Origin of the sequence: Kitasatospora sp. NPDC089509, assembly GCF_044749365.1 — a bacterium.
Taxonomy (GTDB): domain Bacteria; phylum Actinomycetota; class Actinomycetes; order Streptomycetales; family Streptomycetaceae; genus Kitasatospora.
Genome location: NZ_JBIVHS010000007.1, coordinates 75,556 through 99,799 on the forward strand (window position 1 = coordinate 75,556; position 24,244 = coordinate 99,799).

20 protein-coding genes are annotated in these 24,244 nt (G+C 73.5%); 6 read left to right on the forward strand and 14 right to left on the reverse strand.

Features of this window, described 5'->3' with window-relative positions:
• Positions 1 to 69: 69 nt before the first annotated feature.
• The 4 genes from ACIP4P_RS17065 to ACIP4P_RS17080 all read right to left on the reverse strand — a co-directional run bounded on the left by ACIP4P_RS17065 (position 70) and on the right by ACIP4P_RS17080 (position 4,346).
• Complete coding sequence (locus ACIP4P_RS17065; protein WP_350513419.1) at positions 70 to 867, reverse strand: SGNH/GDSL hydrolase family protein; 798 nt, start codon at positions 865 to 867, stop codon at positions 70 to 72.
• 434 nt (positions 868 to 1,301) lie between these two features.
• Entirely contained in the window at positions 1,302 to 2,099 is a 798-nt protein-coding gene (locus ACIP4P_RS17070) for an SGNH/GDSL hydrolase family protein (protein ID WP_400919068.1), read from the reverse strand.
• 394 nt (positions 2,100 to 2,493) lie between these two features.
• Positions 2,494 to 3,132, reverse strand: a complete 639-nt coding sequence (locus ACIP4P_RS17075) for a hypothetical protein (protein WP_400919071.1) — start codon at positions 3,130 to 3,132, stop codon at positions 2,494 to 2,496.
• 188 nt (positions 3,133 to 3,320) lie between these two features.
• A complete protein-coding gene (locus ACIP4P_RS17080) occupies positions 3,321 to 4,346 on the reverse strand; it encodes a hypothetical protein (protein ID WP_400919074.1) in 1,026 nt (341 codons plus the stop codon).
• Positions 4,347 to 4,950: 604 nt separating this feature from the next.
• Between ACIP4P_RS17080 and ACIP4P_RS17085 the strand changes: the two genes are divergently transcribed.
• Both ACIP4P_RS17085 and ACIP4P_RS17090 read left to right on the forward strand, forming a co-directional pair.
• Positions 4,951 to 6,120, forward strand: a complete 1,170-nt coding sequence (locus ACIP4P_RS17085; protein WP_400919077.1) for an exonuclease SbcCD subunit D — start codon at positions 4,951 to 4,953, stop codon at positions 6,118 to 6,120.
• A complete protein-coding gene (locus ACIP4P_RS17090) occupies positions 6,117 to 9,206 on the forward strand; it encodes an AAA family ATPase (RefSeq protein ID WP_400919080.1) in 3,090 nt (1,029 codons plus the stop codon). The genes ACIP4P_RS17085 and ACIP4P_RS17090 overlap by 4 nt, the downstream gene beginning before the upstream one ends.
• A gap of 58 nt (positions 9,207 to 9,264) precedes the next feature.
• Here ACIP4P_RS17090 and ACIP4P_RS17095 read toward each other — a convergent pair whose 3' ends face one another.
• Positions 9,265 to 9,498 carry a hypothetical protein gene (locus tag ACIP4P_RS17095; protein ID WP_350513413.1) on the reverse strand — a complete coding sequence of 78 codons (234 nt, stop codon included), beginning with the start codon at positions 9,496 to 9,498 and terminating at the stop codon, positions 9,265 to 9,267.
• A gap of 117 nt (positions 9,499 to 9,615) precedes the next feature.
• Between ACIP4P_RS17095 and ACIP4P_RS17100 the strand changes: the two genes are divergently transcribed.
• Complete coding sequence (locus ACIP4P_RS17100; RefSeq protein WP_400919083.1) at positions 9,616 to 10,188, forward strand: DUF1990 family protein; 573 nt, start codon at positions 9,616 to 9,618, stop codon at positions 10,186 to 10,188.
• On the opposite strand, the gene ACIP4P_RS17105 is transcribed toward ACIP4P_RS17100, so the two are convergent.
• Both ACIP4P_RS17105 and ACIP4P_RS17110 read right to left on the reverse strand, forming a co-directional pair.
• Entirely contained in the window at positions 10,185 to 10,640 is a 456-nt protein-coding gene (locus ACIP4P_RS17105) for a YjbQ family protein (RefSeq protein ID WP_400919086.1), read from the reverse strand. The genes ACIP4P_RS17100 and ACIP4P_RS17105 overlap by 4 nt on opposite strands.
• 284 nt (positions 10,641 to 10,924) lie before the next feature.
• Complete coding sequence (locus ACIP4P_RS17110; protein WP_350513410.1) at positions 10,925 to 11,194, reverse strand: hypothetical protein; 270 nt, start codon at positions 11,192 to 11,194, stop codon at positions 10,925 to 10,927.
• 740 nt (positions 11,195 to 11,934) lie between these two features.
• Here ACIP4P_RS17110 and ACIP4P_RS17115 point away from each other — a divergent pair.
• Entirely contained in the window at positions 11,935 to 14,151 is a 2,217-nt protein-coding gene (locus tag ACIP4P_RS17115) for a CDP-glycerol glycerophosphotransferase family protein (protein ID WP_400919090.1), read from the forward strand.
• Between the two features lie 156 nt (positions 14,152 to 14,307).
• Here the strand turns inward: ACIP4P_RS17115 and ACIP4P_RS17120 are convergent, their stop codons facing one another.
• A complete protein-coding gene (locus ACIP4P_RS17120; protein WP_350513408.1) occupies positions 14,308 to 14,520 on the reverse strand; it encodes an EF-hand domain-containing protein in 213 nt (70 codons plus the stop codon).
• A gap of 176 nt (positions 14,521 to 14,696) precedes the next feature.
• On the opposite strand from ACIP4P_RS17120, the gene ACIP4P_RS17125 reads away from it, so the two are divergent.
• Entirely contained in the window at positions 14,697 to 15,365 is a 669-nt protein-coding gene (locus ACIP4P_RS17125; protein ID WP_350513407.1) for a lysophospholipid acyltransferase family protein, read from the forward strand.
• A gap of 40 nt (positions 15,366 to 15,405) precedes the next feature.
• Here ACIP4P_RS17125 and ACIP4P_RS17130 read toward each other — a convergent pair whose 3' ends face one another.
• The 3 genes from ACIP4P_RS17130 to ACIP4P_RS17140 form a co-directional block, all read right to left on the reverse strand.
• Positions 15,406 to 17,274: an ABC transporter ATP-binding protein gene (locus ACIP4P_RS17130; RefSeq protein WP_400919094.1), complete on the reverse strand. Its 1,869-nt coding sequence runs from the start codon at positions 17,272 to 17,274 to the stop codon at positions 15,406 to 15,408.
• Positions 17,275 to 17,410: 136 nt separating this feature from the next.
• Positions 17,411 to 18,184, reverse strand: coding sequence for an SDR family NAD(P)-dependent oxidoreductase (locus ACIP4P_RS17135; protein ID WP_400919098.1), 774 nt, complete (start codon positions 18,182 to 18,184; stop codon positions 17,411 to 17,413).
• 193 nt (positions 18,185 to 18,377) lie between these two features.
• Positions 18,378 to 19,022, reverse strand: coding sequence for a LysE family translocator (locus tag ACIP4P_RS17140; protein ID WP_400919778.1), 645 nt, complete (start codon positions 19,020 to 19,022; stop codon positions 18,378 to 18,380).
• A 185-nt stretch (positions 19,023 to 19,207) separates the two neighbouring features.
• Here ACIP4P_RS17140 and ACIP4P_RS17145 point away from each other — a divergent pair, with 185 nt between their 5' ends.
• Positions 19,208 to 20,572, forward strand: a complete 1,365-nt coding sequence (locus tag ACIP4P_RS17145; RefSeq protein WP_400919100.1) for a PLP-dependent aminotransferase family protein — start codon at positions 19,208 to 19,210, stop codon at positions 20,570 to 20,572.
• A gap of 115 nt (positions 20,573 to 20,687) precedes the next feature.
• Here the strand turns inward: ACIP4P_RS17145 and ACIP4P_RS17150 are convergent, their stop codons facing one another.
• Genes ACIP4P_RS17150 through ACIP4P_RS17160 form a run of 3 tightly spaced genes read right to left on the reverse strand, consistent with a single transcriptional unit; the run spans position 20,688 to position 24,189 of the window.
• The gene (locus ACIP4P_RS17150) at positions 20,688 to 21,596 is read right to left on the reverse strand and encodes an SDR family oxidoreductase (protein ID WP_400919102.1); all 909 of its coding nucleotides are present in this window, start codon (positions 21,594 to 21,596) and stop codon (positions 20,688 to 20,690) included.
• Positions 21,593 to 22,591, reverse strand: a complete 999-nt coding sequence (locus ACIP4P_RS17155; protein ID WP_400919105.1) for an alpha/beta fold hydrolase — start codon at positions 22,589 to 22,591, stop codon at positions 21,593 to 21,595. Before ACIP4P_RS17155 ends, ACIP4P_RS17150 begins: the two co-directional genes overlap by 4 nt.
• A complete protein-coding gene (locus ACIP4P_RS17160; RefSeq protein WP_400919108.1) occupies positions 22,588 to 24,189 on the reverse strand; it encodes a flavin-containing monooxygenase in 1,602 nt (533 codons plus the stop codon). The genes ACIP4P_RS17155 and ACIP4P_RS17160 overlap by 4 nt, the downstream gene beginning before the upstream one ends.
• Positions 24,190 to 24,244: the final 55 nt, after the last annotated feature.

A 24,244-nucleotide genomic window follows, 5' to 3' on the forward strand; every position in this document is an offset into this window, starting at 1 on the left:
GCGGACGGCGGCACCGGTGTCACGCCGGGACTCCGACAGGACTCCGACGGGACGGTGGAACCGGGGACCTCAGGACTGGCTGAAGACCGGGAAGTAGCCGTTGGCCTGGCCGGCCGCGTTCGGGTGGTAGCTCTCGTCGATCGGCAGGGTGGTGCTGTGCAGCCAGGTGTCCAGCGAACCGCAGATCTCGTGCCCGGAGAAGGCACTGCGCACGTCGCCGAAGGTGAAGCCGGCGTTGGCGACCTCCTTGGCGATCACGCCGTCCAGCGTGTCGGAGGCCTCGTTGATCGCGGCGCGCTTGGTGTCGCCGATGCCGAACAGGCAGTCGCCGCCGACCTGGTAGAGGTGCGGGTAGCCCATCACGACGACGTGGGCGTTCGGGGCCGCGGCGCGGATCGCGTTGTAGACCTGGTCGAGCTGGCCGGGCAGGGTGTTGGTGGCGTAGCTCTCGGCCGTGTTGACGGCGTTGAGGCAGTCGCTGTCGGAGCTGAGCACGCAGGTCTTCATGGTGCTGGAGAAGCCCGCGTCGTTGCCGCCGATCGAGAGGCTGACCAGCGTGGTGCCGCTGTTCAGCGCGGAGATCTGGCTGTTGAGGACGTCACCGGTTCTGGCGCCCGAACAGGCGACGAAGGTGAAGGAGGACGGCGAGTTGGCGTTCGCCCAGAGGGAGGCGTACGCGTTGGCGCTGCGCTTGCAGCTGCCGCTGTCGCCCAGGTAGTTGCCGGCGCCGACACCGGCCGAGTAGGAGTCGCCGAGGGCGACGTAGTTGACGCCGTCGGCGTTGGCGGTGGATGCCGTGAAGAGCGTCGTCATGGTGAGGACGGCGGCTATCGCGGCGACGGAGAGAGCACGGGCAGGGCGGAACATTGCACCTCCAGGTATGACGCGGGTCACAGAAAGGGATACCAAGCGGTAATCGAACACGGAAGCGTTCATGCCAAGGCAATTGACGGATCGTCAGCTGTCGCTTGAGTGAACTGCCCTTGCGGTGGCGCTGGTTCGATTGGCATGGCGCGGGACTGCGTCCGTGCGCGCACCGATGACGACGGCGCACGTGCGCGCACGCCGATGCGGGGCGGGGCGTGCGGGAGCAGGGCGGGGCGTGCCGCGGCCGGGCGGGGCGTGGCAGGGCGGAGCGCCCCCGGGCAGGACGGGGCCCGTCGGGGAAGGCCGACCGGGATCAGGAGGACAGCGACCCCGGCGCCGCCACCCCTCCCGCATCACGGGAAGAGACGGCGACTCCGACCACGGTCAGCGGCACCGCCCGGACGACCGGACGGCGAACGTCACGACGGATCCGCTCAGGAGCGGCTGAAGACCGGGAGGTACCCGCTGGCCTGGCCGGCCGCGTTCGGGTGGTAGCTCTCGTCGATCGGCAGCGTCGTACTGTGCAGCCAGGTGTCCAGCGAGCCGCAGATCTCGTGCCCGGAGAAGGCACTGCGCACGTCGCCGAAGGTGAAACCGACGTTGGCGACCCGCTTGGCGATCACGCCGTCCAGTGCGTCGGCGGCGCCGTTGATGGCGGCGCGCTTGGTGTCGCCGATGCCGAACAGGCAGTCGCCGCCGACCTTGTACAGGCGCGGGTAGCCCATCACCACGACATGGGCCTTCGGTGCCTTGGCGTGGATCGCCGAGTACACCCGGTCGAGCTGGCCAGGCAGGGTGTTGGTGGCGTAGCTCTTCGCCGTGTTGACGGCGTTGAGGCAGTCGCTGTCGGAGCCCAGCACGCAGGTCTTCATCGTGTCGGCGAAGCCCGCGTCGTTGCCGCCGATCGAGAGGCTGACCAGTGTGGTGCCGCTGTTCAGCGCGGAGATCTGACTGTTGAGCACATCGCCGGTTCTCGCACCCGAACAGGCCACGAACGTGAAGGAGGACGGCTTGTGCGTGTTCTTCCAGAGATACGCGTAGGCGTTGGTGCTCCGCTTGCAGCTACCACTGTCGCTCAGGTAGCCACCGGCACCGACGCCGGCCGAGTAGGAGTCCCCGAGGGCGACGTAGTTGACGCCGGCCGCATTGGCGGCCGACGCCGTGAAGAGCGTCGACATGGTGAGACCGGCCGCTATCGCGGCGACGGACAGGACACGAGCATGGCGGAGCATGGCACCTCCTGATATGACGCGGGTCACAGAAGGGATACCAGGCAGTAGCCGTACGGGGAAGCGGTCATGCCAAGGACATTGACGGACAGTCTGATAGCGGAGAAGTGAACCGTCCCCGACGGAGCGTGAGTCCGCCCAGGTGGGTGTGGGTCTATGTCGACGCACATCGGTCATCGCGTGTAGATGAAAAACTTTCGAGAAGTCAGCTCGACGTCGACCCATGGTCAGCGCACGGCCGCCGGTGCGTCAGTTCAGCGGCGCGAGTCCCCTCCGTCGAGGCCGCCCCGGAACGCCGTTCGAACACCCGCCAGGGGCGCGGCTGAGCGCCCCGGGGCGCGTCCGCCGCCCGGGTGGACGGGGCTCGGTTGGACGGACCCAGGTGGACGGGGCTCGGTTAGACGGAACCCGGGTGGACGGTGCCCGGGTAGACGGAGCCCGGCAGGACCGTGCAGCCCCCGATCGGGAGCTCCTCGATCGTCTCGTTCGCGACCTCGGGTACGCCGAGCCAGTGGGCGGCCATGGCGACCGCCGCCCGGGCCTGGCGCAGCCCGGGCGTGCCCCAGCCCAGCAGCTCGACCGCGAGGCCCGGCGCGACCAGCAGCCGCCGGTAGTGTCGGCCCGAGGCCGGGTCGGCCGTGCTCGGGCCCACCGACCGCAGCGCCGCCGCCATCCGGACCCGCGCGCACTCGTGCCCGCCGTTCGCCGAGCCGACCCGGTCGTAGAGGTAGCCGAGATAGTACGGCCGGCCGATCACGGCCTGGGCCTCCTCGCCCGCCTCCCGCGCCAATGCGGCCGCCGGGTCACCGTCGTCCTCCGGCTCCAGCGAGCCGCCGGGCAACGAGCAGATGCCGTCCCGGGGGTTCACCAGGGTCAGCACCCGCCCGTCCGGGGCGAACAGCCAGCCCCAGGACTGCTTCACCGGCAAGCCGTCCGGCACCTGCTCGCCCGGCCGCCACGGCCAGCCCGCCGTGGGACGTCGGCGCACCTTCCCGAGCAGCTCGGCGATCTCCGCCGTGAACTCGATCCGGCTCATGCCGCGCGCCCCCTCTCGCTGTCGGGCTCGCCGGACCTGCGGAGCACGGTTCGGAGCGGAGCGACCGGAGCGGCGGCGTGGGGTACCGCGCGCTCCTGCTGTTGATCTTCTCCGATCTTCCCCGAACAGGCGGTCGATGAACAGTCCCCAGCGCCGCATGGTGGATGCGGAGGCCACGAACGCCCTGATCACCCCAGCGGCCCACCTCCGCCCCCGGCCTCCGGGAAGCCCGGCAACGGGAACCCCGGCTGCGGGACCACACCGGGCGGGAAGGGCAGCCCGCGCGCCGCGTCGTCGGCCAGCTCGTCGAACACCTCGTGGGCCGTCATCGGCCGCAGACGTCCCCCGGCCAGCGCCCAGCCCCGCACCCGCGGCCCGGACCCCGCCCCACCCGACGGGCCGTCCGACGAGCGCCCCGCCGGGAACCCACCCGACGGCCCGTCCGGGTCGCCGTGCAGCAGCAGCGCCCCTTCGCCGCCGGAGGCCACCCCGGCCGCGAGCGTGACGCAGAACGCCTCGACGTCCCGCCCCGCCGGCTGCAGGCGCCCCGCCTCCACGCAGACGTCCACCGCGGAGGTCAGCTGCTCACCGTCCTCCGGGCCGTGGCAGCGCAGCGTCAGCAGGTGGCAGCCCTCCCCCGCCCCCTCGGCCAGCGCCAGGTAGACCGAGGTCACGTACCGCATCACCGCCGCCATCCGCCGCTGCCCGACCGGGTCGTCGCCCAGCGCCTCCAGCAGCACGGCGCAGGCCACGGACATCCGCACCCGCGCCCGGTGGTCGTCCAGCAGCACCGGGGCGAGCTCCGCCAGCCGCTGCCCCGCGTAGACGAAGGGCTCTCCGGCCAGCTCCGGATCCCCCGCGTACGCGACCCGGGCGGCCGACGACCGGGGATCGAGGCCGAGCGCGGAGCAGTAGTCCTCGAAGTCGCCCGCCTCCAGCACCCGCAGGTGCACCTCCAGCCCCTGTTCGTACAGGGCCCTCAGATGCCCCTCCGCCCGCCGCAGGTACTCCTCGTGCCCGAGCGCACCGAACAGCCCGTACCCCGCCAAGTCGGCGAAGTCCGCCGCCTGCACGGCCAGCGCCAGCGCCACCGGCTGCGGCGGCGCGCCCCGGGCCCGGCCGCCGCGCCGCCCACGGGCACCGCCGGCACCGCCGCCGAGGGCGCGCGCACCCGGCGGCCGACCACCCCCGGGCGGCGGAGCCCCGCCGGGCACGCCCGGCCCCCCTCCCGGCAGACCACCGGGACCGAACCCCGACCCGGGACCGGACCCCGGCCTCCGCCCGCCGAACAGCAACGCCCGGGGCGTCCGCGGCCACCGTCCCCGCACCATCACGACGCCCGGCACCTCGTACACCGACTCCCATCCAGTCATGGGGTCCTCCCATCCACTCGACCAGCACACAAAGAAAGAACAGAACGGAACAGCACGAACCAGCACCGACCACCCCGGATCCCGGAGTCGCCGACATCACGGAACCTACACAGAGCCACTGACAATCCACCCCGAGTAATCGAACACCCTCGTCCTGAGACCACCCGAGGCTGCCTGGAGAGCCGATCAGGGACACCCCAGCGGGCCAAAATGTGCCCCTCACAGCCCCGCCGCCCACCCACAACGCCGCGCACCCGAGCATCGAGGGAACAAAATGTGCCCCTCACGCGGCCACCAGACCGGGACGGGCACCGGGCACCGGGCACCGAAATTCCCGGCGTCCCCGGCGTCCCCGGACTCCCCGAAATCCCCGGGAGCCCCCCTGAACCCCTGTGGCCACTGCGCCCACCGGGATTGTCGGTGCCGGGCGTTAGGGTCGGGGACCATGCGACTGCTGCATACCTCCGACTGGCATCTCGGGCGATCGTTCCACCGGGAGAGCCTGCACGACGCCCAGCGCGCCTTCCTGGACCACCTGGTGGACGTGGTCCGGTCCGAGGGCGTGGACGCCGTGCTGGTCGCCGGGGACGTGTACGACCGGGCACTGCCGAGCCTGGACGCGGTCGCGCTGTTCGACGACGTGCTGCACCGACTGGCCGACCTCGGGGTGCCGACGGTCTTCATCAGCGGCAACCACGACTCGGCCCGCCGCCTCGGGGTCGGCGCCGGTCTGATCGGCCGGGCCGGGATCCACCTGCGGACGGATCCGGGCGCGTGCGCCGAGCCCGTACTGCTGGCGGACGAGCACGGTCCGGTGGCGGTGTACGGGCTGCCGTACCTGGAGCCGACGCTGGTGCGCGAGCGGTTCGGGCTGGCCCGGGGCGGGCACGCGGCCGTGCTCGGCGCGGCGATGGAGCAGGTCCGGGCCGACCTGGCGGCGCGCCCCGAGGGCACCCGCGCCGTGGTGCTGGCGCACGCCTTCGTCACCGGTGGCGAGGCCAGCGACAGCGAGCGGGACATCGCGGTCGGCGGGGTCGCCTCCGTGCCGACCTCGGTGTTCGACGGGGTGCACTACGCCGCGCTGGGCCACCTGCACGGCTGCCAGACCCTGGCCCCGCACCTGCGCTACAGCGGTTCCCCGCTCGCCTACTCCTTCTCCGAGGTCCGCCAGCGCAAGACCATGTGGCTGGTCGACCTCGCCGCCGACGGCTCGGTGGCGGCCGAACGCGTCGACTGCCCGCAGCCGCGCCCGCTCGCCACCCTGCGCGGCCCGCTGGAGGCGCTGCTCACCGAGGAGCAGTACGCCGAGCACGAGCAGTCCTGGGTGCAGGCCACGCTCACCGACCCGGCCCGCCCGAGCCAGCCGATGGAGAAGCTGCGCCGCCGCTTCCCGCACACCCTCCAACTGCTGTTCGACCCCGAGGACGGCGAAACCGAGCCGACCCGGTCCTACGCGGCCCGGGTCAGCGGACGGGGCGACCTGGAGATCGCCGAGGGCTTCCTGCGGCACGTCCGCCCCGGTGCCGCACCGGAGGCGGACGAGCTCGGCTGGCTGCGCGAGGGCTTCGAGCACGTCCGCGAGGGCGCCGACCGGAAGGCGGACCTGCCCCGATGAGGCTGCACCGGCTGACCGTCACCGCCTTCGGCCCGTTCGCGGGCAGTGAGACGGTGGACTTCGACGCGCTCGCCGCCGGCGGGCTGTTCCTGCTGCGCGGCGCGACCGGCGCGGGCAAGAGCAGCGTGCTGGACGCGGTCTGCTTCGCCCTGTACGGCGAGACGCCGAACGCCCGCCGGGCCAACCGGCTGCGCAGCGACCACGCCGATCCGGGGCGGCTGACCCAGGTGGAGCTGGAGCTGACGCTGGGCGGGCGGCGGCTGATGATCACCCGGCTGCCCGAGCAGCGCCGCCCGAAGAAGGTCGGCACCGGCACCACCGTGGAGCGGCCGCAGACCCTGTTGCGCGAGTGGGCCGTCGATGCGGGCGACGGCGCGCCCGGCTGGCGGCCGGTCAGCACCTCGCACCAGGAGGCCGGGGAGGAGATCCACCGGCTGATCGGCATGAGCCGCGAGCAGTTCTGCCAGGTGGTGCTGCTGCCCCAGGGCGACTTCGCCCGCTTCCTCAAGGGCGACTCCGAGGAGCGCGGCAAGCTGCTGCGCCGGCTGTTCGACACCGAGCGCTACGGACTCGTCGAGGCCTGGCTCGCCGAACGGCGCCGCGCCCAGGAGAACGTCGTCCTGGCCGGTCGGCGCCGGCTGCGCGACCTCGCCAGCAAGGCGGAACAGGCGGCCGGGCCCGGCGCCGAGCCCGCCGAGGAGTGGGTGCCGAGCGAGGACGGCGACGCCGAGCTCTCCGCCGGGCTGCTCGGCTGGGCGGCGATCCTGCGCAGCGGCGCGGCCGAACGGCTCGCCGTCGCCGAGGCCGCGCTCACGGGCGCGGAGGCGGCGCAGCGGTCGGCCCAGCAGCGCCGGGAGCTCGCCGAGGAACTGGCCGGACGGCAGCGCCGGCACCGGGAGACGCTGGCCGAGGCCGAGCGGCTGGCCGGTTTCGAGTCGGCCGCGGCGCGCGACCGGCAGCGGCTCGCGGCCGCCCAGGCGGCGGTCGGGGTGGAGTCGGCGCTGCGCCTGCGGGAGAACGCGGCCGAGTCGCTCGGACGGGCCCGGGCCGCGGAGCGGCTACGGCGGGAGGCGCTCGCCCACTCCAACGGTCTCGGACACTCCAGCCGTCCCGCCCACGCCAACGGCCTTGCCCACGCCAACGGTCCCGCCGACCTGGCCCAGGCGGGGGCCGCCGAACTGGCCGAGGCCGAGCAGCGGCTGCGCGCCGAGGTGGTCCGGTTGGAGACGGCCCGGGCGGAGGAGCTGCGTTGCGCCGAACTCGCCCGCGAACAGCACTCCTTGACGCAGGAGCGGCGGGGTGCCGAGGAGCTGGCCGAGGAGGCCGAGGACTGGCTCGCCGAGTTCGACGGCGAGCTGGCCCGCCTGGAGGAGCAGCAGGCGCGGGCCCAGGCGGCGGGCGCCCGGGTCGAGCAACTGGACGGTCGGCGCACCGAGTTGACCACCCGCCTGGGCGCGGCCCGGGAGCGGGACGGCCTGCGGGTGGAGATCGCGGCCGCCGAGCCGAGGGTCGTCGAGCTGCGCACGGCCGCGCTGGACGCCCGCGAGTTCGGCCTGGACCTGCGGGACCGCCGACTGGCGGGCATGGCCGCCGAACTGGCCGAGCAGTTGCGCTCGGGCGAGGCCTGCCGGGTCTGCGGTTCGCCCGAGCACCCGTCCCCCGCCGAGGCCGCCGAGGGCGGCCGGGTGAGCGCCGAGGACGAGGAGCGGGCCGGCCGGGCCCAGGCCGCGGCCGAGCGCGTCTGGGGCGAGGCCGACCAGGCGTTGACCGCGCTGCGGGTGCGCGAGGCGACCGCCGTCGGCGCGGCCGGTCCGGAGCCCGCGGACGTGCTCGCGCACGCGCTCGCCGGGCTGGAGCAGCAGCACCGCACCGCGCTGCACGAGGCGGAGGCGCTCGGCCGGGTCGAGCAGGAGATCGCCCGGCTGTCGCAGGACCGCACGCGTCGGCTGGACGAGCTGCGCGAGGCCAAGGAGCGCGCCGCCGTGCTCACCGACCGACTGCTGCAACTGAGCGATGAGCAGCGGGAGTTGACGGCCAAGGTCGCGGTCGCCCGCGGCGAGGCCGGCTCGGTCGCCGCCCGGGCCGCGGCGCTGACCGCGTTGGCCGAGGCGGTCGCCGGGGCCGCCGGGGCCGCGCGGGCGGTGGCGGAAGCCCGGGCCCGGCTGGACGAGACCGAGGAGGAGCTCGGCAAGGCCGCCGCCGGAGCGGGCTTCCCGGACGCCCGGGCAGCCCTCGCCGTCCTGCTGCCGCGCGAGGAACGGGAACGACTGGAGGCCCGGCTGGAGCGGCACCGCGCGGAGTCGGCCGCCGTCCGGCACGAGCTGGCGCTGCCCGAGCTGGTCGAGGCGGCGGCCCGTCCACCGGTCGACCTGCCCGCCGCCGCGGCCGCGCTCGACGCCGCCACCGACCGGCTCGGCCGGGCGCACGCGGCCCGGTCGGCGGCCCAGGAGCGCTGCGCGGCGCTGGCCTCGATCGGGCAGGGCCTCGGCGAGCTGGTCGCCGAGCTGGCCCCGGTGCTGGAGCAGTACGGGCGGATCAACCGGCTCGCCGCGCTGGCCGCCGGCACCTCCACCGAGAACCGGCTGCGGATGCGCCTGGAGTCGTACGTGCTGGCGGCCCGGCTGGAGCAGGTCGCGGCGGCGGCCAGCGCCCGGCTGGTCCGGATGTCCGGCGGTCGCTACACCCTGGTGCACAGCGACGACCGGGGCACCGGCAACAAGCGCTCCGGCCTGGCCCTGCGGGTGGTCGACGCCTGGACGGGCACCGAGCGGGACACCGCGACCCTCTCCGGCGGCGAGAGCTTCTTCGCCTCGCTCTCGCTCGCCCTCGGCCTGGCGGACGTGGTCACCGACGAGGCCGGCGGGATGCCGCTGGACACCCTGTTCATCGACGAGGGCTTCGGCACCCTGGACGAGCAGTCCCTGGAGGAGGTGATGGACGTCCTCGACGGCCTGCGCGAGCGGGACCGCGCGGTCGGCATCGTCAGTCACGTGGCCGACCTGCGCAGCCGGATCCCCGCCCAGCTGCTGGTCCGCAAGGGCCGGCACGGCTCGACCCTGGCCCTGGCCGGACGGGAGGACGCCTAGAGGACGCCCCTGCCCCGACCCCGCCCGCCCCGCCCGCACGGGCAGAGCCCGAGGAGGCTCAGCCGGAACAGGCGATCCGCTGGGCCTGCTGCCAGGCGCAGGTCGGGCACAGCGTGCTGCCCGGCTGATCGGCGGGAAGCACGGTCGGCTCACCGCAGAGCACACAGTCGGCGCGCGGCCCGACCGCCGCCGGGTCCTCCCGCAGTGCCGCCTCCGCCGATACGGCGGGCGCAAGGTCGCAGACCGCCGCGCCCTCGCTCACAACGGCCTCGTTCGTCGGGAAATCGCTCATGCCGCCTTCCTACTCCCCGCCCCCACCCCGCCGCAAGGCGCCCCCTCCCGACCCTCGCCCCACCCCGCCCCGCCCCCGCCGAAGGCCGTGCCCGACGCCCGGGCTACCGTGACCGACATGGTTGGCGATCTTCAACAGCGACTGCGTGCCGCCCGAGCCGCCGAGCCCACGTACGCCGAGGTGGGGGCCACCCGGGGCGGGCGGCTGCCGGACGGGTACGCGCACCTGCGGCGGCGGGTGCACCTCGGGCGGGGCCCGGAGGTGCTGGAGCGGGCCGGCCGGTACGTGCTCGGGTGGGGCAGCCAGCTGGGGACCGGCTTCGCGGTGCACCCCGCCGGCCCCGCCCGGGAGGGGGCCACCGTACTGCTGCGGCTGAGCCTGCCGGGCAGCCGGTGGCCGCGGTTGGTGATCCCCTGCCGGGTGGTGTGGACGGTGGCCGAGCCGGACCGGATCGGCTTCGCGTACGGGACGCTGCCGGGACACCCCGAGTGCGGCGAGGAGTCGTTCCTGGTGTCGATGGACGCCGGGGGCGAGGTGTGGTTCGAGGTCGCCGCGTTCTCCCGGTTGTCCGCCTGGTACGCGCGGTTGGGCCGCCCGGTCGCGCTGCTCTGCCAGTACCTGGCGATCGAGCGCTACCTCGCCGCCGTGGCCGAGCACGTCCGGCAGCCCGGCAGTCCGGACAGGGCCTAACCGAGGAAGGACAGCCGGACGGTGCGGCGCGGATTGTCCCCGTTGGTGTCGATCAGCACCACGGACTGCCAGACGCCGAGCGCCAGTTGACCGCCGAGCACCGGCAGGGTGGCGTGCGGGGCGACCAGGCCGGGCACCACGTGGTCGCGTCCGTGGCCGGGGCTGCCGTGCCGGTGGCGCCAGCGGTCGTCGGCCGGGAGCAGCTCGCGCAGCGTGGCGAGGAAGTCGTCGTCGCTGCCGGAGCCGGTCTCCAGGACGGCGATCCCGGCGGTGGCGTGCGGGACGAAGACGTTGAGCAGTCCGTCCCGTCCCGGGGCCCGCTCGTCGAGGAACGCGGCGCAGCGGTCGGTGATGTCGAGCGCGACCTCGCGGTTGCCGGTGGTGATCTCCAGGGTGGTGGTCTGGAACGACCCGGTCGATCCGGTTGACGTGGAGTGGTTGTTGTCCGCCATGGCGCCATCCTGACCCAGCTCTGCGGGCCGGGCGTACTGCCTCGCCGACTGCCCGCGCCGGAGCGGCGGCCTCGCATAGGCTGAGAGGTTCAGACCAAAGTGGCCTCCCGGCTGCCGGATACGCCGACGACCCGACGGACCGAGTGGTCCACCGGGTCGTTCGGAAGTCGACGCCAGGACCGGAGCCCCGGAAGCCGATGTTCCGGAAAGCCGATGCCCCGGACAGCCGGAGATCCGGAAGGCCGGAGCTCCGATGACCGCAACCCCGGGCCGGAACCCCGGACCTAGCCGCGTCCGCCGAAGAGGCTCCGCCGCAGCCGGCGCAGCGGCGCCAGCAGCGAGACCCGCGTGTGGCGACGACGGGCCGGCGTCGGGGCGTCGGCGCCGCGCGGCGTCAACTCCCTTATCAGCCCGAGCGCCTCGGCGGTGTCCACCGCCGGGAGCGCGGGCGCGCCGAGCACGGCCAGGTGTCGGTCGATCCGGCGGCCGGTCGCGCCGACACCGCACTGGATCGCCGGCACACGGGGCCGAGTCCGCACTTGCATGTGTTCCATCAGTTTTCCCACCCCTACGAGGCGCCAGGGCCGTGAGGCGAAGACTATCCGTGAGAGACGGCCTTCGCGCAACCGTCCATGGTGTTGTGCCACCGTACCGTGCGACGTCAACTGACGATGCACCAGGGGCCACCAGGGCGGTCACGACTAGGCATCAATGATGGTGCACGACCGGCCGTCCGTCACCAGGGCCAGGAGGCGCGGGCCCGGCGCCCGTTCGCGCCGCGTGCGCCGGGCGCGGGGAGAGGCCCGGGCGGAGCCGTGGCCGTGTCGACGAATCGCTCCTATATAGGGGACAGCCGCGAGGTCGACAAAACGATCATCAGTGCCCTGTGGCACCCGGCGACCGGTCCATCGGGCAACTTCATGAAGTGAACACATTCGAGGGATTGACTCGCGTCAATCCTCCAAGCAATATCTGATGCAACACGCAGGTGCCCGCATCGCACCGACCGTGTGTTCGAGTGGTGAATGGCTCGAACGAAAAACCCCGGCTCCCGCGGGCCACTGCCCGGCCACCTCGACGCTGCGGTGGCCAGGCCCGCGCGGTGCCCGGACCGGCGGCCGGCCGTCGAGGGTCGGCCGGGCCGCCACCAGACTGCCGGTGCCGCCCCACTCGGGGCCCGGCACCGGCGGTTCCGGGTCCCGGCCCCCACCCAGCCACCCCGCCTCCCGCCCGGAGCCCGAACAACCGGACGTCCCCGCAGGTCGCACCGTGTGGATCGGTAGACTCGGCCAGCGTGTCCCTCCTCCTCAGCATCGTGCTTCCGGTCCACGGCGTGGAGCGGTACCTGCCGCGCTGCCTCGACTCGATCCTCGGCGAGACCCCCGCCGCCGAGACCCGCTTCGAGGTGATCGCGGTCGACGACCTCTCCCCCGACGGCTCCGGCGCGATCCTGGACGCCTACGCCGCCCGTGACCCCCGGCTGCGCGTGATGCACCTCACCGAGAACCAGGGCCTCGGCGGCGCCCGGGCCGCCGCCCTGCCGCAGGTGCGCGGCGACTACGTCTGGTTCGTGGACAGCGACGACTGGCTGCCCGAGCGGACGGTCGGCGTGATCCTGGACGAGCTGGCCCAGGAACGGCGCCGCGAGGTGCCCGCCGACGTGCTGCTCACCGACTTCACCCACGTCTACCCGGACGGCGGGAGCGAGCCCAACCCCTGGCGGCACGTGCTGGTCGGCTCCCCGCTGGTCGAGGGCTGCACCGCGGCCGAGCACCCGGCGCTGTTCCAGACCGTGATGTCGGTGTGGAACAAGGTGTTCCGCCGCGCCTTCCTGGAGGGCCTGGACGTCGCCTTCGGACGCGGCTACTACGAGGACATCTCGGTCACCTACCCGGCGCTGCTGGCCGCCGAGCGGCTGCGCTACCTGGACCGGCCCTGCTACTTCTACCGGCGCGGCCGGGACGGCGCGATCACCGCCACCGCCTCCCCCAAGCACGCCGACGTGTTCGCCCAGTACGACGCCATCTTCGCCTTCCTGGACCGCTGCGACCGCCCGGGCGGCCCCGCCCGGCCCGTCCCGCAGTCGCTGCGCACCCTGGTCTTCGACCGGACCGTCCGCCAGGCGCTGAACGTCTACGACACCCCGGGACTGGTCCCCCTCCACCGGCGCAAGGACTACTTCCACCGGCTCGCCGTGCACTTCGAGCGCCACCGCCCGGCCGACTACCGCTTCCCCGGCGGGGTGCGCGGCGTGCAGTACCGGCTGGCCGCCCGAGGCGCCCGGATCGCGTACGCCGAGCTGCGCCGCACCGGCCGGCTGCCGCGCGAACTCAAGCGCGGGGCACGGGCGGTGGCACCGGCGGTGAAGAAGGGCATGCGCAGCGGCGCCCGGTTCACCGCGTACAACGCGTTCCGCCGCCTCCCGCTGGACGAGCACCTGGCGGTCTACGCCGCCTACTGGCACCGGGGTTACGCGTGCAGCCCGGCGGCTATCTACGAGAAGGCGAAGGAACTCGCCCCGCAGATCAGGGGCGTGTGGGTGGTGGAGAACCGCCGGCAGGCCGAGGCCATGCCGCCCGGCGTGCCGTACGTGATCGTCAACACCCCCGCCTACCTCAAGGCGATGGCGACCGCGAAGTACTTCGTCAACAACGTCAACTTCCCGCGCACGATGGCGAAGCGCCAGGGCACGGTGCACGTCCAGACCCAGCACGGCACCCCGCTCAAGGCGATGGGCATGGACCTCCAGGGCCGTCCCGAGGCGGCCGAGGGGATGGACTTCGACCGGCTCCGGGAGGCCATCGACCGCTGGGACTTCCTGGTCTCCTCCAACCCGCACACCAGTGAGCACTTCATCCGGGCCTTCCCTGGCCGGTACGAGCTGCTGGACACCGGCTATCCGCGCAACGACCGCCTGGCCAACGCCACTTCGACGGAGGTCCGGGCGATGCGCGAGCGGCTGGGACTGCGCCCCGGCACCACGGCGGTGCTGTACGCGCCGACCCACCGCGGCGGCAAGGGCGGCTACGTGCCGCTGCTGGACGTGGCGGAGCTGGCCCGTCGACTGGGCCCGCGGTTCACGCTGCTGGTGCGCACCCACTACTTCCACACCGACGGCCCGGGCGACCTGACGGCCGGTGCGGACGCGGCGGAGATCGTCGACGTGTCGGAGCACCCGGTGGTCGAGGACCTCTACCTGGCGGCGGACACGCTGGTGACGGACTACTCGTCGATGATGTTCGACTACGCGGTGCTGGACCGCCCGGTGGTGATATTCGCGCCGGACTGGGAGGAGTACCAGCGCGAACGCGGCGTGTACTTCGACCTGTTCGCCGAGCCGCCGGGCGCGGTCACGGTGGACCTGGACGGGCTGGCGCGGGCGCTGCGCGCGGGCGATCCGGAGCCGGCGGCGCGGGAGCGGTTCCGGGCGAGGTTCTGCGTCTGGGACGACGGCGGGGCGGCGGAGCGGGTGGTGCGCCGGGTGTTCCCGGTGGCGCCGGCCGACGAGTGACCGGGCGGTAGCGGCCCCTGGCGGGCGCTCCAGAGCCTTCGAGGGGCCTCAGGAGGCCGGGGGCCTTCGATCGGCCTCAGGAGGCCGAGGGCCATCGAGGGGCCGCCGACGGGAGCCGGTGCCGCCGGTACGGCGACCGGCCCCGTCGGCGCGCGCTCAGCGCTGGCGGGCGGCCAGGAACTCCTCGAAGTCCAGGTAGCCCTGGTGACGGGTGTCCATCGCGTGGATCAGCGCCTCGGCCATCGAGAGGGTGACGCCGTGGTCACCCATCTCATTGGCGGCCAGCGCGTACTCGGCCGCGGTGATCTTGCCGTCGCCGTTCCTGTCGATACGGTCGAACATCTCCTTGATGGCCTCGACGCTCTCCATCGTTCCCTCCTGGGTACTGCGGGGTCTTGCTCGGTTCGGACGGACGCACCCTACCCGGCCGTGGTGTTCGCCACGGTCGCCGGGAGTGGACGCCCGCCGGGGTGGGTGTCGTAGTCTGCGGATCTGATTGCTGACCCGGGCTCCTCCCGGGCGGTCGTTCGTCCAGGGAGGGAACCGTGCTCGACCTCGCCACCAAGCTGGTGCTGAAACCCGTGTCGCGCGGGATCTGGCGCCCGGTCATCGAGGGCATCGAGAACGTGCCGCGCAAGGGCGGGGTGATCCTGGCCAGCAACCACCTGTCGTTCATCGACAGCGTGGTGATCCCGCTCACCGCCCCGCGCCGGGTCCACTTCCTCGCCAAGGCCGAGTACTTCACCGGCACCGGGCTCAAGGGCCGGCTCTCCAAGGGCTTCTTCGAGGCGATCGGCGCGGTGCCGGTCGAGCGCGGCACCTACCGTTCCGCTCAGGCCTCGCTGGAGTCGGCGCTGGAGATCCTGGAGTCCGGCAAGGCCTTCGGCATCTACCCCGAGGGCACCCGCTCGCTGGACGGCCGGCTCTACCGGGGCAAGACGGGCGTCGCCTGGCTCGCGCTGACCGCGGGCGTCCCGGTGGTGCCGGTGGCCCTGGAGGGCCCGGAGCAGATCCTGCCGGTCGGCAAGCGCGTACCGCGGCTCAAGAAGGTGACCGTCCGCTTCGGCGAGCCGCTGCACTTCGACGAACTGCACGGGCAGGCCCGGGCGTTGAAGGCCCGCCGCCAGGTGACCGACGAGGTGATGGCGGCGATCCAGCGGCTCTCCGGCCAGGAGGTCGCGGAGAGCTACAACGAGGCACCGAAGGCGGCCTGACCGCCCGCCCGGGACGACGTCCGGTCACGCGTCGCAAGCATCACGCGTGGCCGAGGGCCGCGTTCGTCAGGGCCAGGGCCTCGGCAGCCTCCACGGCCTCCACCGCGTCCGGCGACTCCGGAGCCTCCCGGCGCAGCAGCGCCGCGTAGCGGCCGTCCAGCTCCACCAGTTCCTCGTGGGTGCCGAGTTCGACCACCCGTCCGTGGTCGAGCACGGCGATCTGGTCGGCGGACCGGACGGTGGAGAGCCGGTGCGCGATGGTGATGGTGGTCCGGCCCGCGGCCAGGGTGTCCACGGCCTGCTGGACGGCGCGTTCGGTGCGGTTGTCGAGCGCGCTGGTGGCCTCGTCCAGGATGAGCACCGGCGGGTTGCGCAGGATGGTGCGGGCGAGTGCGAGGCGCTGCTTCTCGCCGCCGGAGAAGCGGTAGCCGCGTTCGCCGACCATGGTGTCGTAACCGTCCGGGAGGCCGGCGATGGTGTCGTGGATCTGCGCGGCCCGGGCGGCCTCGACCAGTTCGGCGTCGCTGGCGCCGGGCTTGGCGAAGCGCAGGTTCTCGGCGACCGAGGCGTGGAACAGGTAGGTCTCCTGGGAGACCACGCCGACCGCGCGGGCCAGCGTCCCGAAGGACAGCTCGCGCACGTCCACGCCGTCCAGGGTGACCCGGCCGCCGGTGACGTCGTACAGCCTCGGCACCAGGTAGCTGAGGGTGGTCTTGCCGGAGCCGGTCTCGCCGACCACCGCCAGTGAACTCCCGGCCGGGACCTTGAGTTCGACGCCGGCCAGGGTCGGGCGCTCCTGCTCGGGGTCGTAGCGGAAGTCGACGGCCTCGAAGCGGACCTCGCCGCGGATGTCGTCCAGGACGACCGGGCGCGGCGGTTCGGAGATCTCCACCGGCAGGTCGAGGTACTCGAAGATGCGCTGGAACAGTGCCAGCGAGGTCTGCACGTCCACGCCGGTGGAGAGCAGGCTGACGGTCGGGCGGAACAGGCCCTGCTGCAGGGTGACGAAGGCGACCAGGGTTCCGACCGAGACGATCGGCGCACCGGCCGCGGAGGTCAGTCCGGCGGCCCAGTAGATCAGCGCGGGCATCGCGGCCATCACGATCTGGATGGTGTTCATCCGCCAGCGCCCGGCCATGCTGGCCCGCACCTCCAGGTCGGCGAGCTGGTCGGACTGCTGGGTGAACTCCCGGGCGAGCGAGTCGGAGCGGCCCATGGTGCGGCCGAGCAGGATGCCGCTGACCGACAGCGACTCCTGGACCGCCGAGCTCATCGCGGCCAGCTGCTTCTGCCGCTCGGTGGTGATCTTCTTGCGCTCCTGGCCGACCCGCCGACTGATCCAGACGAACAGCGGGAGCAGTAGCAGCGAGACGACGGTCAGGCGCCAGTCCAGGGCGATCATGGCGACGATCGAGGCGATCACCGCGGTCAGGTTGGAGACCAGGCTGGTCGCGGTGGAGGTCACCGTGGACTGCATGCCGCCGATGTCGTTGGCGATCCGGGACTGCACCTCACCGGTGCGGGTGCGGGTGAAGAAGGCCAGCGACTGCCGCTGCAGGTGGCCGTAGACGGAGGTGCGCAGGTCGTGCATGACGCGCTGGCCGACGGTGGTGGAGATCAGCGTCTGCAGCACGTTGAAGACGCTGTTCACCACGGCGGTGAGGATCATCCCGAGCGCGAGCAGGCTGAGCAGCCCGGTGCGACCCTGCGGGATGGCGGTGTCCAGCACGGCCTTGAGCAGGAACGGGGAGACCACCGACACCACGGCGGAGGCGGCGACCAGCAGGCCGACGGTGGTCAGGCGGCCCCGGTAGGGGCGGAACAGTGCGAGGATCCGGCGCCACTGGGCCGGCGGGCGGGGGTCGCCCTCGGCGCGTTCGGGCGGGGTCCAGTCGATGGCGGGCCTCAAGAACGGGCCTCCCTGGGTAGGACGGACGGGCGGATGTCATCAGCATAGCGAGGGTAGCTCATAGTTAGGCAAGCTAATAGTGAGGCTCGCTCTATTCCCGCTGCCGACGACGATCCGCCCGCCCGGCCCCACCGTCTCAGTCGGTCCGGTAGGTGCGCGCCGCCTTGTTGGAGAGGCCGCCGAGCTTGCCGGACGGCAGTACCCGGGCGACCGCCACCGCCAGCTTGTAGCGCTTGCCCGGCACGGAAACCGTGCGACCGCGGGCGAGGTCACGCATCGCCTCGTTCACCACCCGCTCCGCCGAGAGCCAGGACCAGGACGGGATGTTGCCGGTGCCCATCCCCGCCCGCTCGTGGAACTCGGTCCGGGTGAAGCCCGGGCACAGCGCCATCATCCGCACGCCCGTCCCGCCCAGGTCACGCAGCACGCCCTGGGTGAAGCTCACCACCCACGCCTTGCTCGCCCCGTACGTCCCGCGCGGCAGGAAGGCGGCCACCGAGGCGACGTTCACGATCGCACCCCGGCCGCGCTCGCGCATCCCCGGCAGGGCGGCCGTGGTCAGCCGCAGGACGGCCTCGATGTGCACCTTCAGCATGTCCAGCTCGTCCTGGAGCGGGACCGTCCCGAAGGCGCCCTTGTTGCCGAAGCCGGCGTTGTTGATCAGGAGGTCCACCGGGCGCTCGACGTCCGCGAGCCGGGCCTCGACGGCGGTGATGCCCTCCTCGGTGGCGAGGTCGGCGGCCAGCACCTCCGCCTCTATGCCGAACTTCGCGTGCAGGTCGGCGCTCGCGCGCTCCAGGCGCCCGGTGTCCCGGGCCACCAGCACGAGCTGGTAGCCGCTACGGGCGAGCCGGCGGGCGAACGCGGCTCCGATGCCGGCGGTCGCGCCGGTGATCAAGGCTGTGGTCATGCCCAGACCGTACCGACTCACCGCAGCCGTGCCCACACCCAGGGCGACGTCCCACGTACCCGCCGGAGGCCGGCGGCGGACTGCATCCACTCCGGCGGCACCCGGGGGTTCGCCTCCTGGTGCTGCGGGTCACCGCTCGCCGCTCCCGGGCGGCGACGGCCCTGGGCGGCGACGGCCCTAGGCGGCGACGGCCCTAGGCGGCAACGACCTTGGCCCGGTCGGCGGCGATCCGCACGGCGAGGCCCGCCAGGACGGTACCCATCGCGTAGCGCTGGATCCGCAGCCAGGCCGGGCGGCGGTTGAGGAACCCGGCGATGCCGCCCGCGCTCATCGCGATCAGGCCGTTCACGGCGAGCGCGACGAGGATCTGGACCAGGCCCAGCACCAGGCTCTGCAGGCCGACGTGGCCGCGCCCGGGCACCACGAACTGGGGGAGCAGCGAGATGTACATGATGGCGATCTTGGGGTTGAGCAGGCAGGTCAGGAAGCCCATCGCGAACAGCCGGCGGGGCGGGTCCGGGGGCAGTTGCCGCGGGGCGAAGACCGCCGTGCCGCCGGGTTTGACCGCCTTCCAGGCCAGCCAGAGCAGGTAGCCGGCGCCGACCAGCTTGATCGCGGTGTAGAGCGCGGGGACGACCGAGAAGACCGCCGCCACCCCGGCCGTGACCGCGACCAGGTAGACCAGGAAGCCGGCCGCCACGCCCAGCAGGGAGATCAACCCGGCGCGGCGGCCCTGGGAGATCGAGCGCGAGACCAGGTAGATCATGTTCGGCCCTGGCGACAGCACCATGCCCAGGGCCACGGCGGCGACGCCGAGCACGGCGTGACCGTCCACCACGGACGTCACGGACGTCACGGAAGTCATGGATGCCCCGGACACCCCGGACGCCCCGGACACCACCGACGCCAACGCGTGCGAATCGCTCATGGGAGGAGGCTAGGGCCCGGCGCGAGGTCGATGCAATGATGACTTTGCGCTCGGTGCAATCATGGGGTTGCCCGCAGAGGAGGGGTTGGCTCGCGATGGACGACTACCGGCTGATCGCGGACGGGATCGCCGCCGACATCGCCACCGGACGACTGCGACCCGGCGAGCAACTGCCCACCCAGCGCGCCTTCGCCCGCCGTCGGGGCATCGCCAACTCGACGGCGACCCGGGTCTACCGCGAGCTCGCCCGGCGCGGCCTGACCGTCGGGGAGGTCGGGCGGGGCACCTTCGTCCGGGCCGGACGGGACGGCGACGACGGACGGGTCGCACTCGCCGAACCGGCCGCCGCGCCGGTCGACCTGGAGCTCAACTACCCGACCGCGCCCGGGCAGGCCGACCTGCTGGCCGCCGGGCTGGCGCCGCTGCTGCGGGCCGACGCGCTGGGCGCGGCGCTGCGTCCGGTCGGCGCGGCCGGGACGGGCGCGGCGCGGCGGGCCTTCGCGGGACTGCTGTCGACGGACGCCTGGACCGTCGACCCGGAGCGGCTGCTGTTCGCGGGCAACGGACGGCAGGCCGTCGCGGGGGCACTGTCCGCGCTGGTGCCGCCGGGGCAGCGGCTGGGCGTGGAGGCACTGACGTATCCGGTGGTCAGGGCGGTGGCGGAGCGGCTGGGCATCCGGCTGGTACCGCTGCCGATGGACGGGGACGGGCTGCTGCCCGGGGCCGTGACCGCGGCGCACCGGACCGCGCCGCTGCGCGCGGTGTACCTGCAGCCGCGACTGCAGAACCCGACCGGGGCGAGCCTGCCGCAGGAGCGGGCGGTCGCGCTGGCCGGGGAGCTGCGGCGGCTGGACCTGCCGGTGGTGGAGGACGCGATCTGGTCCTTCCTGCGGCCCGCAGCGGCGCCGCTCGCCACGCTGGCGCCGGAGCGGACGGTGCTGGTGGACAGCCTGTCCAAGCGACTCGCGCCGGGGCTGACCACCGGGTTCGCGGTCCTCCCGGACGGGCTGCGCGACCGGGTGGCGGGTGCCCTGCGGGCGGGCGGCTGGGCGCCGGGCGGTTTCGCGCTGGAGGCGGCGGTGCGCTGGATCGGGGACGGCACCGTGGCGGCGGTCGAGGCGGCGAAGCGGACCGACGCGGCGGCCCGGCAGGCGCTGGCGCGGGAGGTGCTGGCGGGGCAACGGGTGCGGGCGGACCCGTGCTCGTACTACCTGTGGTGGGAGCTGCCGGGGGCCTGGCGGGCGGAGACCTTCGTCGCGGCGGCGGCGCGGGCCGGGATCTCGGTGACGGCCGCGGCGGCGTTCGCCGTCGACCCGCGGAGCACTCCGTCGGCGGTCCGGGTCGGACTGGCCTCGCCGCCGTTGCCGGTGCTGGGGCGGGCGCTGGGGGTGTTGGCGGGGATCGCCTCGGGCGGGGAAACGGGAACGGGAGTCGGCGAACAACTGACAACCGACAGATGACAGCGAACAACCAACAGATAACAGCCGACAGATGACGAAATCTGTTATCTGTCGGCTGTTTGTTGTTCGCTGTTCGTTGTTCGTTGTTCAGCGGTCGGTCGTCAGCCGCCCGCCGTCAGTCCTCCGCCCCCGTCCGGTTCCCCCGCGCCGCCGCCGTGTCCGCGGCGCCGCCGGCCCCGACCGCGCGCAGGCGGGAGGCGGCGGTGGCCGCGAGCTGCGGGGCGATCCTGGCCACGTCGCGGGAGCCGACCACCGCGATCAGGCTCGGCAGCAGCCAGCGCACCGGCTGCATCCCGCGCAGCCAGGCCTGGGCGTACACATGGGCGGACCGGCGGGCGATGCCCGCGACGATCCGGTCCACCGCCGGCTCCAACGGGTACGTCTTGTTGGCCGGCCACGGCAGCCGGCTGCGCATCTGCTTCAGCGCGGCGTCCTGGTCGGCGCCGCGCACCATGTCGGTGTCGGTCCAACTCAGGTAGCCCACACCGACCTTGACCCCCTGGTAGGCGACCTCGGCGCGGATCGAATGGGCGAAGGCCTCCACCCCGGACTTGCTGGCGCAGTACGCGCTCATCAACGGCGCGGGTGTCAGCGCGGCGAGCGAGGCGATCTGCAGCAGGTAGCCGCGGCTCTCGGTGAGCGCGGGCAGGAAGGCCCGCGCGGTGGCGACGCTGCCCAGCAGGTTGACCTCGATCACCCGGCTGAACGCCCGGTGGTCGCTGTCGGCCAGCGGTCCGCCGATCGCGATGCCGGCGTTGGCCACCACGGTGTCGATCCGCCCGTAGTGCTCCTTGATCCGTTCCGCGGTGTCGCTGAGCGCCGCCAGGTCGGTGACGTCCACCTCCCAGGCGGTGGCGGCCGCGCCGCACTGCGCCGCGACGGCCTTCAGCTCCTCCGGTTCCAGGCCGAGCAGCGCGACCTTGGCCCCGCGCCGGGCCAGCTTGCGGGCCAGCGAGGCGCCGACCCCACGGGCGGCCCCGGTGACCACCACGACCTGTGCGGACAACGGCGGTACGGCGTTCATGCGACGGTGGTCCTCTCGACAGCGGCGGCGGAGCCGGGTTCGACGGCAGGAGCGACGGACGAGGCGGCGCCGGAGGAAAGCGCGCCGGCCAGGTGGGCGGCGGCCATCCGGTGGATCTCCGCGGCCACCTCCTCCGGCCGCTCCAGCGGAGCCATGTGACCGACCCCCGGCAGCAGCAACAGCCCCTGCGGGTCCGCGAGTTCGGCGACCATCCGATGGGCGTGCACCGGCGGCGTCAGCCGGTCCGAGGTGCCCACCACCACGGCGGTGGGGGCCGTGATCCGGCCGAGTCCGGCGCGCACGTCCAGCCGTTCCAGCACCCCGGCCCAGTGGAAGCGGACGGCGGACGGGCAGGCGTGCACGATCCGGGCCGTCGCCTCGACCTGCCCGGCGGATGAACCCGGCCCCATGACCGCGTACTTGAGCGCGGCCCGGCTGACCGCGGAGACCGGCCCGAGCGGCATCCGGGAGCGCAGCAGCTGCCGGTGCAGGAAGCGCCGCAGCCCCGGGGCGCGCACACCGTCCGGCATCACGGTGAGCTCGGCGACCAGGTCGGCCGGGCCGGTGGAGATCAGGACGTTCGCGGCGGTGCGCTCGGCGACCTCGGGGCGGCCGCCGGCGGCCATGATGGTCATCCCGCCCATGCTGTGTCCGGCCAGCACGGCCCGCTCCCCCGCCGGGACGGTCCGCGCGAGCACGGCGGCCAGGTCGTCGGCGAGTGCCCGGGTGGAGTAGCGGGCCCGGCTGGGCGGGATCTCACTGTGCCCGTGGCCGCGCTGGTCGTAGGCCACCACCCGGTAGCGGTCGGCGAGTTGCCGGATCACCGGGGCCCAGAAGGCGGTTGAGCAGGTCCAGCCGTGGGAGAGCACCACGGTGGGCGCGCCGGGCTGGCCGTGCACCTCGACGTGCAGCCGGATGCCGTCCGCCGAGCGGACGCTCAACTCCTCGACGGGCGTGGGCGGTTCGTAGTCGGCGGGCAGCTGGACGGCGGTCATGCGCTGGCCTCCTGGGCGGCGGTGCGGGCGGCGGCACGGGCGACGGGGCGGGATCCGCCGGTCGGGGCGGTGCGCATGATCAGCTCGTACTCGCCGAGGTCGACCTTGCGGGTGGCACGGCGGAACGAGGTGGTGGAGCCGGGCCAGAGCACGGTGTTCCGGCCGCTCGGGTCCAGGTACCAGCTGAGGCAGCCGCCGGTGGTCCAGACGGTGCGGTCCATTCGGTGCTGCAGCTCCAGGTTCCACTGCCGCTGGGCGCGCGCAGTGGGCTGCATGGCGGTGGCGCCGACCGAGTCCAGCGTGGTCAATGCGTCGATCAGGTAGTTCAGTTGGGACTCGATCATGAGGATCATCGAGCTGTTGCCGAGGCCGGTGTTGGGGCCGATCACGAAGAAGAGGTTCGGGAAGCCGTGCACGGTCGAGCCGCGCAGCGCCTCCATGCCGCCCTTCCACTCCTCGGCCAGGCTGGTCCCGTCCGCCCCGAACACCCGGGCGCCGATGGGCATGTCGGTGACGTGGAAGCCGGTGCCGAAGACGATGGCGTCCACCTCGTGCTCGCTGCCGTCGGCGGCGACCAGGGTGGAGCCGCGCAGTTCGCGCAGCCCGGAGGAGACGACCTCGGTGTTGGCCGCGGCGAGCGCCGGGTAGTAGGTGTTGCTGAGCAGGATGCGCTTGCACCCGATCCGGTAGTCCGGGGTCAGCCGGGCGCGCAGCGCCGGGTCGGAGACGCTCTGGGCGATGTGGCGTTCGGCGAGCTGCTGGACCACGCGCAGCAGTCCGGGGCGGCGCACGAAGGCGTCCACCTGGAGCTCGCGGAGGGCGAAGAGGGTACCCCGGCGGATCTTGGCGGTGACCGGCAGGCGGCCGTGCAGCCACTTCTCCAGCTGGGTGATCTCGCGGTCGCGGCGCGGCAGGACCCAGGCGGGGGTGCGTTGGAAGACCGTCAGCTTGCCGACCCTCGGCTGGATCGACGGGATGATCTGGGCGGCGGAGGCGCCGGTGCCGACCATCGCGACGCGCTTGCCGGTGAGGTCGAAGTCGTGGTCCCAGCGGGAGGAGTGGAACACCTTGCCGGGGAAGGAGCTCAGACCGGGCAGGTCGGGGACCTGCGGGTCGGCGAGCGGTCCGGCGGCGGAGACGACGGCGTCGGCGGTCCACTGGCCGGCCGTGGTGGTGACCCGCCAGCGGGTCTGCTCGCTCTCCCAGCGCGCCTCCAGCACCTCGGCGTTGAAGCGCAGGTGGGGGCGGAGGCCGAAGACGGTGGCGACCTTCTCCAGGTAGGCGCGGATGTCCGGCTGGCCGGAGAAGCTGCGCGGCCAGTCGGGGTTGGGCGCGAAGGAGAAGGAGTAGAGGTGCGAGGGCACGTCGCAGGCGCAGCCGGGGTAGCTGTTGTCCCGCCAGGTGCCGCCGACCGAGTCCGCGCGCTCCAGGACGACGAAGTCGGTGATCCCGGCGCGGCGCAGCCGGACGGCCGCGCCGAGGCCGCCGAAGCCGGAGCCGATCACCGCCACCCGCACGTGCGGTACGGGCTCCGCCGCAGCGCTGGTGTCGGTCGCGCCGGCGGTGCCGGAGCGGGGGCGCTTGCTGCTGGATGCCATGCGGCTCCTCCTGAGGGTGGGGCGGTGGTCTTCACGCTCTTCCGGGGATCGCGCT